This is a genomic window from Celeribacter ethanolicus, from assembly GCF_001550095.1.
Lineage (GTDB): Bacteria > Pseudomonadota > Alphaproteobacteria > Rhodobacterales > Rhodobacteraceae > Celeribacter > Celeribacter ethanolicus.
Map to the genome: position 1 here is coordinate 1 of NZ_LRUC01000050.1, position 596 is coordinate 596.

Sequence of the window (596 nt, forward strand, 5' to 3'; positions counted from 1 at the left end):
TCGATCTGGCCCTGAGCATAGCGCGAAGAAGATGAAGAATTGGTTTCCATCGCCGCGGTCGGCGTCTTGAAATTGTAATCCGTGAGCCGCACCGCCCCCGTCGTGATCCGCCGCGCTGGCCGCCATTCCCAGAAGTGCTCGATTTCCTCCTGGTGGTGGCCATCATAGGGCTTGAACGGGCGCTCGCCGATGGTCGCATGGCTCTCGACAATGTCGGTCAGAACCATCAGGTGAGAGCCGCTATCCTGTTCAAAATGATAGGAAATCCCGTGCCGTTCCATGAGGCGCGCGGCGAAATCCATGTCGCTTTCTCGGTATTGAACGGTGTATTCGAGTTCCGGGTAATCGAGCGTCAGCCGGGTCTCCATCTTGCCTGCCGAGGCATAGGCACCGAGGAGCTCCGTGAGGATGTCAACCACGGTTTTATTGTGAAAAATCCGCTGGTTGCGACGGAGCGAGGCGAGCCAGAACCAGGGCTTGAGGGTCAGCCGATAACGATGGCCGTTTTCGCCCGCGCCCATCCAGCGCGCTTCGGAAATGATGCCATCGAAAGGCTTGTCCGAGCCGTCATGGGTGCGCAGCGTGACGGTGGCGTG

Annotated in this window: 1 protein-coding gene; it reads right to left on the minus strand. The window is 59.2% G+C overall.

Translation table 11 applies throughout. From position 1 onward, the window contains the following. A partial coding sequence (locus tag NH195_RS18980) for a type VI secretion system Vgr family protein (protein WP_155846243.1) occupies nt 1-596 on the minus strand: 596 nt, incomplete at both ends.